Origin of the sequence: Alteromonas mediterranea DE, from assembly GCF_000020585.3 — a bacterium.
In the GTDB taxonomy this organism is placed as follows: Bacteria; Pseudomonadota; Gammaproteobacteria; order Enterobacterales; family Alteromonadaceae; genus Alteromonas; species Alteromonas mediterranea.
Genome location: NC_011138.3, coordinates 1,150,104 through 1,165,111, shown reverse-complemented (window position 1 = coordinate 1,165,111; position 15,008 = coordinate 1,150,104). Strand labels below are relative to the sequence as shown.

The 15,008-nt window shown below is 43.8% G+C and carries 13 protein-coding genes; all 13 read right to left on the bottom strand.

Annotation, left to right across the window (positions count from 1 at the left end; translation table 11 throughout):
* Positions 1-7: 7 nt before the first annotated feature.
* The 13 genes from fliD to flgD all read right to left on the bottom strand — a co-directional run bounded on the left by fliD (position 8) and on the right by flgD (position 14,983).
* Entirely contained in the window at positions 8-1,423 is a 1,416-nt protein-coding gene (fliD, locus tag MADE_RS05335) for a flagellar filament capping protein FliD (protein WP_012517641.1), read from the bottom strand.
* 28 nt (positions 1,424-1,451) lie between these two features.
* Positions 1,452-1,967, bottom strand: coding sequence for a flagellar protein FlaG (locus tag MADE_RS19965; protein WP_012517640.1), 516 nt, complete (start codon positions 1,965-1,967; stop codon positions 1,452-1,454).
* Between the two features lie 73 nt (positions 1,968-2,040).
* Positions 2,041-3,000, bottom strand: a complete 960-nt coding sequence (locus MADE_RS05325; protein ID WP_012517639.1) for a flagellin N-terminal helical domain-containing protein — start codon at positions 2,998-3,000, stop codon at positions 2,041-2,043.
* A gap of 487 nt (positions 3,001-3,487) precedes the next feature.
* The gene (locus tag MADE_RS05315) at positions 3,488-4,447 is read right to left on the bottom strand and encodes a flagellin N-terminal helical domain-containing protein (RefSeq protein WP_012517637.1); all 960 of its coding nucleotides are present in this window, start codon (positions 4,445-4,447) and stop codon (positions 3,488-3,490) included.
* A 529-nt stretch (positions 4,448-4,976) separates the two neighbouring features.
* The gene (gene flgL, locus MADE_RS05310; protein ID WP_012517636.1) at positions 4,977-6,191 is read right to left on the bottom strand and encodes a flagellar hook-associated protein FlgL; all 1,215 of its coding nucleotides are present in this window, start codon (positions 6,189-6,191) and stop codon (positions 4,977-4,979) included.
* A gap of 7 nt (positions 6,192-6,198) precedes the next feature.
* Positions 6,199-8,241: a flagellar hook-associated protein FlgK gene (flgK, locus tag MADE_RS05305; RefSeq protein WP_012517635.1), complete on the bottom strand. Its 2,043-nt coding sequence runs from the start codon at positions 8,239-8,241 to the stop codon at positions 6,199-6,201.
* Positions 8,242-8,257: 16 nt separating this feature from the next.
* Positions 8,258-9,208: a flagellar assembly peptidoglycan hydrolase FlgJ gene (gene flgJ, locus MADE_RS05300; RefSeq protein ID WP_012517634.1), complete on the bottom strand. Its 951-nt coding sequence runs from the start codon at positions 9,206-9,208 to the stop codon at positions 8,258-8,260.
* 60 nt (positions 9,209-9,268) lie between these two features.
* Positions 9,269-10,381: a flagellar basal body P-ring protein FlgI gene (locus MADE_RS05295; protein ID WP_012517633.1), complete on the bottom strand. Its 1,113-nt coding sequence runs from the start codon at positions 10,379-10,381 to the stop codon at positions 9,269-9,271.
* 20 nt (positions 10,382-10,401) lie between these two features.
* Positions 10,402-11,082, bottom strand: coding sequence for a flagellar basal body L-ring protein FlgH (gene flgH, locus MADE_RS05290; RefSeq protein ID WP_012517632.1), 681 nt, complete (start codon positions 11,080-11,082; stop codon positions 10,402-10,404).
* A gap of 11 nt (positions 11,083-11,093) precedes the next feature.
* Entirely contained in the window at positions 11,094-11,882 is a 789-nt protein-coding gene (flgG, locus tag MADE_RS05285) for a flagellar basal-body rod protein FlgG (RefSeq protein WP_012517631.1), read from the bottom strand.
* A 46-nt stretch (positions 11,883-11,928) separates the two neighbouring features.
* The gene (locus MADE_RS05280) at positions 11,929-12,672 is read right to left on the bottom strand and encodes a flagellar basal body rod protein FlgF (RefSeq protein WP_012517630.1); all 744 of its coding nucleotides are present in this window, start codon (positions 12,670-12,672) and stop codon (positions 11,929-11,931) included.
* A gap of 224 nt (positions 12,673-12,896) precedes the next feature.
* Positions 12,897-14,282 (bottom strand): flagellar hook protein FlgE, encoded by a 1,386-nt coding sequence (gene flgE, locus MADE_RS05275; RefSeq protein ID WP_012517629.1) that lies wholly within the window; start codon positions 14,280-14,282, stop codon positions 12,897-12,899.
* Between the two features lie 14 nt (positions 14,283-14,296).
* Positions 14,297-14,983 (bottom strand): flagellar hook assembly protein FlgD, encoded by a 687-nt coding sequence (gene flgD / locus MADE_RS05270; protein WP_012517628.1) that lies wholly within the window; start codon positions 14,981-14,983, stop codon positions 14,297-14,299.
* Between the last annotated feature and the right edge of the window lie 25 nt (positions 14,984-15,008).

Genomic DNA, 15,008 nt, shown 5'->3' with positions numbered 1-15,008 from the left:
GTACTCTCTATTCTCGAGTAAAACCGGGTAAGGAACTCAATTGCCCCATTAAGTAATCGCCCGAACTTCTCATCGAAGCTATCAGTGTATCTAGTGATGCATATTTCTTTCGCAAACTGGATTCAAGTTGCTCCATTCGAAATTGATGATCCAGTCGGTCATCCTCAAGGTCGTCTTTCTGAAGGTTCAAAATATCTTGGCGCTGTTTTAATACGCCTGACGAATCCACATAGTTTTCCAATATACTTCCAAAAGTATCAGCAATACCTCCGGGATTCGTAAATAACTTACCAATATCCGAAAAGTTCGTGTCTAATGCTTCACTTAAACTTCTAACAACGTTTTCCTTTTCTAACTTACCGTTTTCATTCAAGGATAAACCTATGTCAAAAATGGTCTCAAAGTCTCCTGCGTTTCCAACCGTTGTAGTTAGCGCGTTAGTTAGCTGATCTTTTATAGCGCGTACGGTAGCATCTCCGAACAGAGGAGAGCTTACTGCAGAAGACTGTTGTCCAATCATATCGATTGTGTTGTTGAATGCAGAAATAAATTCATCAATCTTTTCAGTGACCCCTTCTCTATCAAAGGCAACATTAACATTTGCAGTTTCGTTCGTTTCGCTTTGTCTTTCTGCTGTTATGGTCAAACCTTGTACAGCATTACTAAAAACGTTACTTGTGTTACTAATTTGGATTCCGTCAACTTCAATTATCGCATCTTGGGCTTGGTCTTCAGCACCAATTTCCAACCCTCCAGCTCCACCACCGTTTGCAACAGTAGACAGTCTGTCTAGTTCTGCGTTGTTGTTTGTGATAACTAAATCGTTACCACTCCCGGTTTCTGCAGCTTCTATAACCAGTAAAGTCTGAGTTCCTGTGTTGATAATATTGGCAGAGATACCGGATGATGAGTCACTATTAATAGCTTGGCGAATATCTTCCAATGTGGAACCAGCTTCTATGTCGATATCAAATGAATTTTCACCCGCTGTAAATGTTAAAATACCAGCGGAAGTTGTGACAACTTCATCAGCCGAATTAAATGCGTTTGCTGGGTTTGTTGCGTCTGTTTGTGCGCGGCTGCCCTTGGCTAGTTGCAATACATTGATTTCAAATGCCCCTGTAGTAGCAGTTTTATCTGAACTAACCGAAACAAGATCACCTAATTCTGCTGAATTACTAGGTTGGCGAACGCTAGCGACTCTTTGGTTGAACTCTTCTGGGGAAGCAAGCTCTTCAAAAACATCTTGAAGCTTGCTCATAACTGACTTAATTCCACCAATACCTGTGAGCTGAACTTCCAACTCAGATTCTCGAGAAGCAAACTTTTGAAGCTTTGGCTGATTGGAGGCTTGTAGAGTTGCAGAAATAATGGCTTCTAGGTCCAAGCCCGACCCAACGCCAGCATTTGTTATAGTTGCCATAAAGAAAACTCCTCAACTTAAATAAAATTTAGAACCTCTCATCGATAAATATGCCAGATGACAGTTTATTTGGTTTCTTCAAATCGTTTTCATTTATATTATCTGCTATTTCCGTTAAAGCTTTAGCGATTTCCCGTAAGTCCTTTGGTGGAATTTCTCTTATTACATCCCCACTCTCTTTGTCAATCACTTTGACGATAGGGGGGTCGTTAGCATCATCAAACTCGAAAACTAAGCTTGTAGATTTAAATGAAAGCTGTTCATTAACTATCTTCAATTTGTCGTCAATTGTACTCAGCGCGAGAGCACTTTCCTGCTGAGAATTTTCTGAGCCGTCATTTTTCGGAGAATTGTCAAAATCTTTTTTTACGATATTTTCAGAAACAACAGTATTACCTGTGCTTCTATTACTATCAACCGCAGCCGCGCCATCTGCTTCTGCAAGTTTCGAGCCAAAATCATCTAAGGAAGTTCGCTTTGTAACTTCCCTGTCAGTTAAATAGACGGATGAATTACTAAATTCCAAAGGGTTGTTAACAGACATATCCCACCTCACATGTATTTTAGAGAAAACATAAACGCCCTCAAAGGGCGCTCATGTTTTTTAAGCATTAATCTTAGCCTAATAAGCTTAATGCTGCCTGCGGCCTCTGATTTGCCTGAGCAAGAATTGCTTGAGATGCCTGCTGCAATATCTGACTTTGAGTTAACTTTGCTGTTTCAGCTGCAAAGTCAGCATCTTTGATTCGCGACTGCGCTGCTGATAAATTCTCAGAAATGTTAGCTTGGTTGCTGATAGTTGACTGAAAACGATTTTGAACAGCACCAAGCTCTGCTCGCTTTTTGTCGACAACTGCAATCAGGCTGTCCATTCCAGCCAAAACACCTTGTGCATTCCCTTGGGTAGATACACTAATACCGCCTGCCGTAAAGACACCGGCAAAGGAAAACTCACTAGCCTGTTCAGTTCCCCCAGCTTCACTTACTTCTGCAGCTAGTACTGATAATCCATCACTTCCGATAGCGCTTGCGATACTTGCAATACCCGAAAGAGTAAAGCCACCGGTGGCGCTGATGGTGTTTCCATCTACATTTCTCATATCAAAGCCGATAGTTTGTATTGCGTCTCCGCCCACCTGAAAAACGCCGTTATACGAACCATCTAAGATATTTTCTCCACCAAATGTAGTATCCTCAGAAATTCGATTTACTTCTTCCATCAAAGCTCGAACTTCGTCTTGAATAGCTAGCCTGTCAGCATCAGTATTTGAGCCGTTCGCAGCTTGTGCCGCGAGCGTTCTTACTCTCTGAAAAGAATCAGTTACCTGCTCTAGCGCACCTTCAGCAGTTTGCGCCACAGATATGCCATCGTTGGCATTTCTATTACCTTGGTTCAAACCATTGATTTGACCTTCTAAGCGGTTTGAAATTTGTAAACCTGCAGCATCATCTTTTGCGCTATTGATACGTAGCCCTGATGACAAACGCTCAAACGCTTGATCCAAACTATTTCCGGAATTCATTAGCTGACGCTGAGCATTCAATGAACTCACATTGGTATTTACGGTTAAAGCCATAGTAGCCTCCACTTCTTTTAGAAATCTTGAGACACCTACCTACCCCTAAGTAACGTGTTCAAGTGTGTATTAACGAATACAAATTAGAATTCGCTATTTTATGTATCGACTACAAAACTTCTATCTTTAGTATTTGAGGTGAAAAAATTTAGATTTTTGAGGATGGAGTCTGTGGAGTAAATAATTTTGCTTATGGCCACTATTCACTTTACAGACCATGAACACGGCAAACCATTGCCGGAAAGCGTCTAAAAACGGAAAATTAGCGACGTTCTTTTTCAGTATATTTTTAGAGCTTTTCGAAGAACTAGGTAGGGCATTGATTGTTTGGCCAAAAATAATGGCATCATTTCTGCTTTTAAAATTGTGTATGCCAAAACTATGACACAGCTTTGGCATACATGGATAAAGCTTTAGTCTCCACTTTTGCTGTCCATTCTAAGCGCCCTTGTTACTACCCCTTACAAATCAAGGGCGCTTTTCTCTTTTACTGTAATAGACTCAATGCGGCTTGAGGGCGCTGATTGGCCTGCGCAAGGATTGTCTGAGAAGCCTGTTGCAATATTTGATTTTTAGTAAGCTTTGCGGTTTCAGCTGCAAAGTCAGCATCCTTTATGCGAGATTTGGCTGCTGATAAATTCTCAGAAATGTTAGCTTGGTTGCTGATAGTTGACTGAAAACGATTTTGAACAGCACCAAGCTCTGCTCGCTTTTTGTCGACAACTGCAATCAGGCTGTCCATTCCAGCCAAAACACCTTGTGCATTCCCTTGGGTAGATACACTAATACCGCCTGCCGTAAAGACACCGGCAAAGGAAAACTCACTAGCCTGTTCAGTTCCCCCAGCTTCACTTACTTCTGCAGCTAGTACTGATAATCCATCACTTCCGATAGCGCTTGCGATACTTGCAATACCCGAAAGAGTAAAGCCACCGGTGGCGCTGATGGTGTTTCCATCTACATTTCTCATATCAAAGCCGATAGTTTGTATTGCGTCTGCGCCCACCTGAAAAACGCCGTTATACGAACCATCTAAGATATTTTCTCCACCAAATGTAGTATCTCCCGCAATTCTATTAACCTCCTCCATCAAAGCTCGAACTTCATCTTGGATGGCTAGCCTATCTACATCAGAATTAGAGCCGTTAGCTGCTTGAGCCGCAAGAGTTCTCACTCGTTGGAAGGAGGATGTAATCTCCTCCATCGCTCCTTCAGCGGTCTGAGCTAAAGATATACCATCGTTCGCATTTCTATTACCCTGGTCTAATCCGAGAATTTGAGATTGTAATCTGTCTGTGATTTGCAAACCCGCAGCATCGTCTGCCGCGCTATTGATGCGTAAACCAGACGATAAACGCTCGAATGCTTGGTCGAGTCCAAGGCTTGAACCCATCATTTGACGTTGTGCATTTAATGAACTGATATTTGTATTGACAGTTAAAGCCATTGTATTTTCCTCTTTCAAAGCGTGTGCCGAGGTTTTTTAGATTTACCTTTACACACTATCTCAGCATTTACGTTTGGGTATATGCCCCAGTTAATATTTATAACGGCAATCAAAAAAATAACTTAAGCACTTTTTCGCATTGCAATCATAAATTATCGACAGTGGCCTCCAGCAAACAAAAGAAGAAAATAAAACAATTAAAATCAATTAGATAGGAAATTAAAAAAAGAAACCCGGATGAGTAAAGCATTGCAATGATACCGACATGCAAAAAATTATTTAAAACAAAAATTGTATTTTTAATTTCGCAGGCTTATCAACTTACCGCTAGACAACAATTTTTACATGCAACATGTTAGAAAGTCGAAATAGAACATTGTTCTGAATGAAGCAAAATAGGCTTGAGCTGGCAGCATCGGAGAAATTGATGTGATGTTATACCGAACGGATAACTTTAAAGCACGCCAATAAAGATAAAATTTATTGACGAAAATAATATTTATTGACCACTTCTTAAGTCTTAGTGCGCCTAAATAAAATTAAATAACGAAAGTTCACTTACTTTTGGGAAGGTGGCGAGCGCGGCATTGAGGGCAGCCTCTTGTTTGGCAAATTCGGTTGATAACTTTGCAAAATCTGCATCTTCAATGGACGAGCGCGAAGCTTGGGCTGCTATTTCTAAGTCAAAATTGCTTTTAGATATACTCTCAGCAATATTTAACCTTCCGCCGATTGATGCACGTTCCAGAGAAATTATTTCAAGCCCGTTATCTAACCCTATCAATGCGTCAGCGATTCCCTCTTCTAACAAATCATTACTAGCAGAGGAGTTGCTTAGCAAAGTTTCAAGTTCATGTAATGTTTGTGCCATACTTTTATTTTGCGGCGCATCGAGTGAGAAATCGAACGAATCTCCTGGGCTTGCATTAGCTTCGAATTTCATTCCTTGAAGTGTAAAAGGCACACCAAAGGAAAAATCAACGCTATCTAAGACCGCCCCAGTTCCTTGATTGACAAGTTCTGCTTGTCCGCTCGCTAAAAAATTCACACGAAAATCATTATTAGTAGCGTCATAGTTTGCCTTAAAGAAATTATCGAAGTTATCTTGATTTGCTATTTCACTCACGGTCGGAACAACAACAGACGCAGGGTCTACAGTAAATTTGTACCTGCTTTGCACATTTTCAAAGACTTCAAAGCCGCTACTAGTCGACTGTATTTTGGCACTATCAGAAAGTTGCACAAAATTTACGCCCTGATCGCCATTAAAAGACACAGCATTTCCATTAGATGATGGTTCAAATTCAAAAGCTTGTTTACCAGATTGATAACCAGAGTAAAGATAATTGCCGTTGGCATCTTTTGTATTCATCAGATCTAAAATTTCTAACTTGATTTGTTTAAGTTCAGAACTTATTGCTGCTCTGTCTGCAGAAGAATATGCTCCATTTCCAGCTTGAATGGCTAAGGTTCTAGCGCGGTTGATAGAGTTTGTAACGTTTGTGAGCACTGTCTCCTGTAACTCGAGAGAGCCAGTAACCAAGTCATTATTTCTTTGATACTGAGTGAGACTATCTAGTTCCTCGGTTAGCCTAAGTGCCTTTGCAGCCCCAACAGGATCATCACTTGGCTTCAACAGTTTTTTCCCAGACGCAAGCTGTTCTTGAGTGTTCGCTAAATCGCTTTGATTATTCAAGATAGAGCGTATGTTTTGATCATAAATTTGGTTTGTAGAAATACGCATTTTTTAACTACCTCGCAGACTGTAATATGGTGTTAAAAAGCTCTTGAGCCGTGGTAAGAATACGAGCAGCGGCAGCATAGCTCTGTTGATATTTAATTAAATTCGCCGCTTCTTCATCTAAACTTACGCCAGAAACAGACTGAAACCAGTTCTCTGATTGCACTTTCATTGCCTCTGCAGAAGCTAACGACACTTTTGCCATAGAAGCCTCACCACCAATACGGCCGACCATTGAGGCATAAGCATCTTGAAAAGTCCTCGGCTTGTTAGTAGCTTCGCTGCTTAACTGCACTAAACTCTCATTTTGAAGATCTGCTAAATTAAGGGCATTGCTATTGTCGTTAAAGCCATCGGTATTATATTCTATTGTGAATGTGTCTCCCGCTCTTGGTACACCATCTAAACTTATGTCATAACCTGGTGCTGGAGTTATAGCGGCTTGATCTATGAGATTTTTTAAATCAGAGGTGCCAGAAACCGAGGCTAGTACATTACCTGTGCCGTCAAGTACGTCATAAGAATCCGCTGCGGTAAAACGAATCTGCGAGGGCGCTGTGTTAAGTATCCCTCCTGCGCCGTCAAAAGCTGAGGTTCCCACCTCAGTGTTATTCACTGATACATCAACTACGTTTGCATCGCCAAGGTTTGATGCATCAGCCTGCCCCCGAATTGGAGCTGCAAAGGCTAAATCTTCTGGTCTTGAGGTTGCCAAGTCGATTTTGGAGGCAAGCGTTTGTGCTGGCTTTATCAAAAATTCATGATCTACCTGATAAGGATCCGTTCCAGAGAAATCGACTTCAATACCTCGTGGCAGTTCGTTAAAGCCTGAGCTGATTGTTACTGTCTCTGGTGGAATTTCCTGTCCATCACTGGCTTTCTTAATGGTGCCATCAGCATTTAAAAATGTAACTTCTATCTCAGTTGGTACTCCGCCCGAAACGGCAGTTACTCTAATTTTATAGTCTGCATCTGTCAGCTCGGCGCCCTTGCCTTCAGTTACCCTTCCAGTCACTATTAGGTCGCCATCGGTATCTTCGTAAGGAAGGCCGCGAAAAGACGGAATATCAAAAATATTGCCACCTAATTGGCCATCTAGATCCATACCAAGCTTATTCTGCTGATTCATCGCATCTGCAAATGCGATGGACAGCTGGCCGACATCACGCATAGCGGGACCTAGAACCTCGTCTCTGTATCTAAATAATCCCCCCAGCGCGCCACCTAAATCACTTTCTCTAATTCGCAATGATTTTTCTTCATCAAATTCCGAACTAAACACATTCTGAAGAGATAACTGCTTGGAAGCCGTATCAGCATTAGAACTAACTTCAAATAGGTTTAACTCTCCGTTCTCTAAGACTAATGACTCACCTGAAGTCAAGTTAATGCTGACGGCACCATTCTGCGTTTTGCTCTCTTTTACGTTTATACCCATAATAGACGATAATTCGTCCACAGCTTTATCTCGTTCATTAAGTAAGGCGCCGGGTTGGTCGCTTGTACTATTCCCATTTGCTATCACTATCCCTTCATTCAACTCACCAATATTGCTTATAAGGGTATTTGCCCTGTCTACGAGTGCTGTGAACTCTAAATTCAGCTCTTCTTCTTTTTCAATCATGAAGTCAGAAAGTGTTTTTACCCTTTGGAATAATGATTCTGATTTACCAAGCACTTGCTCTCTTGATGCCAAATTCGTAGGGTCATCTGCAGCAGTTTGGAGGGCAGAAAAATATTCGCTTAACCCCTGAGAAATAGAGTTGGCTTCGCTGGCCAGAAGATTGTCAATTGCCGTAGTTTTACTAGAAAAGGCTTCCAGTTCTCCTACCGCTGTTATGTCCCTGCGCAATTGGTTTTGTGCAAATACGTTGATGATGCGTTCGGTATTGCCGATTTCTACACCGAAAACCTGACTATTTTGAAGCTCAGTGCGCTCGCGAACGTACCCTGGCGTGTTGACGTTGGCAATATTGTTGCTGGTCGTTTGTAAAAGCTTACTGCTGGCGTTTACACCACTGGTCGCTAATGAAAATAAATCAACAGAACTCACTATATCATCTCCAATGCTATGGCATTAACGCGCTAAGACGGTCGCTGTTATACACTGCCATTATCTTGCTTGCGTATTCAGGGTCTGTAGCGTAGCCCGCTTCCTGAAGCGCATGGGTGTAACGCGCTGCGTCAGAAGCATTCTCGACAGCATGGCTGTAGCGAGGCTGTGATGTGATAAAGCGTCCATAGTCTTCCATTGCGTCTTCTACTGACGAGTAGGACCTAAAAGCAGCCTTTTGTTTTTGCGGTAGTCCATTGTTAAATTCCAACGTGTCGACTACAGCCTGCTCTCCTTGCCATCCCTTATTTGCTTTGATGCCAAATAAGTTGTGCGAGCTTTCCCCATCCGCTTTATGGATAACAAATTTGCCCCACCCGGTTTCAACCGCGGCTTGGGAAATTATTGCTTTAGGATCCATTCCGTATTTTTCTGCCACTTTCTCAGCTATTGGCATTAGGCTCTCTACAAACTGCTCGGGACTTTCGAACATGGCATCTTTTTGTGCTGACTGGCTACGAATAGACTGTGAAGAAAGGGCAATATCCTGCGCCTCAGCTACGTTGTACACACGGTTTCTGTTAAGTGATGATAAGTCGCCGTCACTTCTGATTACACTGGCAGGCGTATAGCTATCCTCGGTCTGACCTAGCTGTTTAACAATGACATCAGCGAGACCTAATCCCCCACCTGAGGTAAGGTCTGTCGCTAATTGTTGGTCATGCATATCACGATAAAACTTAACTTGCTGAGAATTAAACGGGCTATCTTCATCAGCAAGGGCATCTTGCGCTTTACGCATAGACTTCAACATCATTTGCACAAAAATCGCTTCAAACTGCTGGGCAGCCTCTTGCAATACTGTCTCGTCACCTGATGCGATAGCTTCGCGCATTTTATTAATGCTGCCCATATCGTGGACATTGCGTGCCATATCAAGCTGACTTTTTGTGCTAAGTGATTCCATCGTATTTATTCCGTTGTAACCCGTTTTATTCCCACCAGATACTGTTAAAAACTGTTCGCTTTAGATAATTACAAGTTCACCGCGTAAAGCCCCCGCATGACGCAGTGCCTCTAAAATTGCCATCAAGTCGCCCGGTGCCGCGCCCACTTCGTTAACTGCACGCACTAACTGGTCGAGGGTAACGCCAGGCTCAAACTTAAACATTCTGCTATCAGCCAAGTCCACATCAACAATAGATTGGGTGGTTATGGCAGTTTGGCCATCTGCAAATGCATTAGGCTGCGTCACCTGTTGATTCTCAGAAATAGTCACCGTTAAGCCGCCATGGGTAATTGCTGCTGGTAATAAGCGAACGTCACTACCAATCACAATGGTGCCTGTTCGGCTGTTTATCACTACGCGCGCTGGCGCATCAGCTGGTGTAAATTCGAAGTTTTCTAAGGTAGCCAAAAAGCCCACGCGCTGACCGACATCTCGCGGGGCCGACACGCGAACAGACGCTGCATCAATGGGCTTAGCAATAACATAGCCATTTTCCGGCTGTGCACCTAAGCGCTCGTTGATCGTATCTGCAAGCGACTTGGCTGTTGAGAAATCTGGATAATGGAGGTTAAGCGTTAACGTGTCGCCATTGGCAAAGCCTGTTGGTACAGATTGCTCTACCATCGCACCGTTTGGAATTCTGCCTACCGTTGGCGTATTAACGACAATACGAGAGCCGTCACCGCCTTGTGCGCCAAACCCGCTCACGACTAAGCTGCCTTGCGCTACAGCGTAGACTTTACCGTCAACACCGCGAAGAAACGTCTGGAGCAGCGTTCCGCCTTGAAGACTGGCCGCTTCGCCAACTGAAGAAACCGTAATATCAATGGTTTGTCCGGGTTTTGCAAAAGCAGGCAGGTCGGCGTGTACCGCCACTGCGGCCACGTTTCGTATTTTTGGCTTGGTATTGGCGTCAAGGCTGATACCAAAGTTACGCAGCATGGTTCTGAAACTTTGTTCGGTGAACGGGCTTTGTTCACCCGTTCCAGGCAAACCTACAACAAGACCATATCCCACTAATTGGTTACTACGTACGCCTTGAATACTCGCTACATCTTTAATGCGCTGGGCAAATGCCTGCGAGGGTAAAAGCAGTGTGAAAACGGCAAGTACAACTGAAAATAAACGCATATTCACTCTCCTTCCTAAACCTAAAGAGGCCACCAAGTGGAATCAAAAAACTTGGTTAACCAACCCTTTTCTTGCGCACGCGCAAAGGAACCGGTACCTGAATATTGGATGCGTGCATTGGCCACTTTAGTCGAAACGATTTCGTTTTCAGGGCTAATATCTGCGGGGCGAATAATACCGGTAAGCCGAATGTACTCGTCACCTTGGTTTAGCGTTAACCACTTCTCACCACGAATAACAAGATTGCTGTTAGGCAGAACGTCGACTACGGTAACGGAAATAGCGCCGATTAAGCTGTTGCTTTGATTCGCTGCGGCATCTCCTGAGAAGTCCCGTGACGAACTTACGCCTAACTGTATGGACTCACCGCCTATGTTAATGGCTTGACCTGCCAACCCTGTAATAGGATTAAGATTCACGTTCGTGTCTTTAGCAGTAGATGTATCCGCGGACTTACTCGCTTGGGTATTCTCGCTTAACGTTACAGTGATGATGTCACCGACTCTTCTTGCGGTAACGTCAGAATATAAGTTGTTAGCAAGCTGCGAACGAAAAAGCGAGCCATCTTCTACTACCGTTTCACGCGGGTAATCTGGCACTACCGGTGCAAACGACGGGTCGTTTGCCTGAACGGGAGGCTCGTTTGTACTGGCGCAACCGCCAAGTATCAGAAGTGCAGCAGATAAACCTAAAATACGCATGATGCTACCTACTAAAGTTGCTGAATAACCTGACCAAGCATTTGGTCGACCGATGAGATAACCTTTGAGTTCATCTCATACAAGCGCTGGCTTTCGATAAGGTTTACTAACTCTTCGGTCACGTTTACATTAGACGTTTCCAACGTGCCTTGTGAGATATAACCCAAACCTTGCAGACCAGGGATCCCCTGAATAGGTGCACCGCTTGACGCTGTCTCTACGAAAAGGTTCTGTCCCGTAGGCTGAAGGCCCGTTGGGTTCACAAAATCAGAAATATTTAATTGCCCTAATACCTGAGGCTCTGCTTGTCCTCGAATACTTACGCTAATTTCACCATCTTGAGAAATTGTGATTTGTTGCGCATCTTCGGGAATAGCCACTTCAGGCTGAAGCAAAAAGCCCGCGCCAGATGTAACAATTTGGCCTTGGTCGTTCAGTGAAAACTGACCATTTCTCGAATATGCAATGGTGCCGTCTGGCTGCAATATTTCAAAGTAACCACGGCCCTGAATTGACATATCCAACGCGTTTTCAGTGGTTAACAGGTTACCTTGCGTGTGTGCTTTTTGAGTAGCAACGACCTTCGAGCCTGAACCAAGCATAAGCCCAGAAGGTAGTTCCGTGTCAGCAGACGAACGACCGCCTGGCTGATTGATATTCTGATAAAGCAAATCTTCAAACACCGCGCGGTCTTTTTTAAAGCCCACTGTTGATGCGTTTGCTAGGTTGTTAGACACCACTGCCACATCGGTCTGTGCGGCGTCTAGTCCGGTTTTACTAATCCACAATGCTGGATGCATGTTAACCTCCGACGTTGCTCATAGGGCAACGGTGATAAAAATTCTTTTACAGAATGCGTAATAACGCATTGCCACTTTGATCTAGTTTCTCTGCTTGCTTCATCATTTTGACTTGAAGCTCGTAGTGACGCTGCAGACTTATCATGTCTACCATTTCGTCAACCGCATTGACGTTGGAACCTTCAAGCATGCCTGACATTACTTTTACGTTGGCATTGGCTGGCGCTATTGAGCCATCTTCCATTCTAAATAAGCCGTCGTTCCCACGTTCCATGTCTGCATAGTTTGGGCTAACCAATTTAAGTCGCCCCACTTCTTCAATAACATTGGCAGGGGCACCTAGCTGTCTCATTGACAACGTGCCATCGGCCGCAATATTGAGATTATCTAAAGGAACAGGAAGGAATATTGGCCCATTGTCACCAAGCACGACGCGATCGTGGATATCTGTCAAAATTCCGTCATCGCCCAACTTGAAATTTCCATCACGCGAGTAAGCTTCTTGACCATTTTGATCTTGTACAGCGAACCAACCATCACCTTGAATGGCTACGTCTAAATCGCGGTCTGTTTTAATCATCGGACCCGACTCGTAATTATTCGACGGGCTTTCTGTCATGGAAAACACGCGAGTCGGCAAACCTTCGCCGTAGGCCGGCATTGACCTTGCCTGCTCTAACTGCGCTCTGAATCCCGTTGTCTGTGCATTAGCCAAGTTATTGGCCCTAATCCCTGTTCCTAGTAGGTCTTGGGAGGCACCACTTGCTGAAATATAGAGAAGTTTGTCCATGACTGACTTTTGACTCTGATTAAACCTTAAACAAGATTTTGCAAAGGCAGTGCCAATCTGTGGATATTTAGTGCAATTGAAAAATAAGGGCGGTATTGAATTGATATATATAGAAAAATAAAAAGGTCGCATTGTTGCGACCTTTCTAAATCGGGTCAAATAGGTACGGTTTTCCGCGCCTAAAATTTGCCGCTTAGCAATCTGCTAATGTGGCTTACTGCAAACTATCGAATGTTAAGGATAGTCTGGTTTAGCGAGTTGTTCACTTCAAGCGCACGCGAGTTTGCCTGGAAGTTACGCTGAGCGATAATCATGTCGATGAGCTCAGTGGTAAGGTTAACGTTGGCTTGTTCCAGCGCCGAAGAGTTAATTTCACCGAAAGTACCGGTTGTTGCTTCCCCTGCTAGTGCCTCACCTGAAAGAATACTTTCCTTCCACTGAGTACTGCTCTCTTGAGTTAGGCCTTGTTCATTAGAAAAGCGAACCAAAGCGACACGAACAATAGGTTCAGACGTACCATTAGAGAACGTTGCACGAACCAAGCCATCCGGACCAATGTCGATACCCGTTAATCGACCTACAGGTAAACCGTCTTGTTCTAGTGAAGTAACTTCAAACGCAGAGGCGAACTGAGTCGGCTCATTAGGTGTGGCGCTGTTCACGTCCAAGTTAAAATCGATGCTAATTTGTTGATTTGGGTCAGAACCATTTGCCAATATGCCAGCACCTAGCGCTTCAGTTTGCATTTTAAAGTCTAACGTAGCATTGCCGTCTGGTGTTTCCATACCAGAAAAGTCACCGCCTTGAGAGAAGATAAGCTTAGACGCAGTTACTGCATTACCTGTATTTCCACCTACTGAGTTAACCGCTGTAGCTGGGTCGGTATCATTACCAGCAGAGTCGGTCATATCAACAAGTGTGTCGTCAATCGCGGTAGCGACATACCATTCGTTATCAACGCCTGGTGAACCGTCTTTTATGAAGTAATAGGTCATAACATGGCTATCACCCAGTGAATCATAAACAGTTACCGAGGTTGCTGCGTTATAAGTCAACGGATCTTCAGGGTTGAAGTCTTGTGGGTCTAGACCAGCGTCGCCAGCAGGAAGGTTCATACGAATATCAACCTCTGAGGTTTGTTGCGGTGAACCCGAAGAGTCAGGAATACGAACAGGCTCGGTAGTACTTAGCGCAACAGATGCACTGGTTCCATCAGCGTTTACCGGGAAGCCCAGAAGGTTGTCACCATTACTGTTTACCACGAAGTTGTCACTATCGAGCTTAAACTGGCCGGCACGAGTAAATGAAAAGTCACGTGATGTAATTTCAGGTACTGTCGCAAAGAAACCGTTACCTGTAATCGCAAGGTCTAACGACGTATTCGTAAACTGAAGGCTACCTTGAGAAAATTGCTGTGCAACTTCCTGAGTTAGTACACCGTCACCCACTTTCGTTTTACCACCTGCTAACAGTGATGCCGCATAAACATCGCCAAATTCAGCACGAGATTCTTTAAAGCCAACAGTATTTACGTTTGCGATGTTGTTGGCGGTTACATCCAAATCTTTTTGTGCGGCCGATACGCCACTCAGTGCAATATTAAAAGACATTATTGATTCTCCTACTAACTGCCGATTTGAATGACGTCATCAAGATTGATACTGACATCACCATCCAAATTCAAAATTACGCCTTGACCACTACCAGCCAAGCTTACACTTCCAACATGGCGATTAACGGCGGTATTCAGCTGAACACCTTCTCCATTCAACTCGCCAGTGGCACTGATAACATATTCACCCGGTGCCATCTGGTTGCCATGCTTATCTTTGCCATCCCATTCAAACTCAATGTTGCCAGCGCTTTGTGTGCCTGCATCAATGGTTTTTATGACTTCACCAAACTGGTTCTCAATAGTGATCGTCATATTCTGAACTGTTTTTTCATTCACGATGACACCCGAAATGCCATCGCCTTCATTGGCCATATAACCCACGTTACCTTGAACCAGCACGTTTTGCCCGATAAGACTAGAAGCTTGTAACGCTTGATTCGATGTCATTGAAGCTGCAAACGACTCAAACTTTTCGTTAAGCTGGGAAATACCGTCGGCCATCGTAAATGATGTCATCTGCGCTACCATTTGATCGTTATCAACGGGTGCAGTGGGATCCTGATTGGCTAACTGCTCAGTTAACATTGAGAAGAAATCTTCCTGGGTTAACTGCTGCTCGGTGCCGTCAGCTATTTTGACGGTTTCCTCTTGCCAATACAGATCAGTATTTAAGCCAGTATTGTTTATGGTATTCACTGAGTAATCCTCACATTATTCAAGC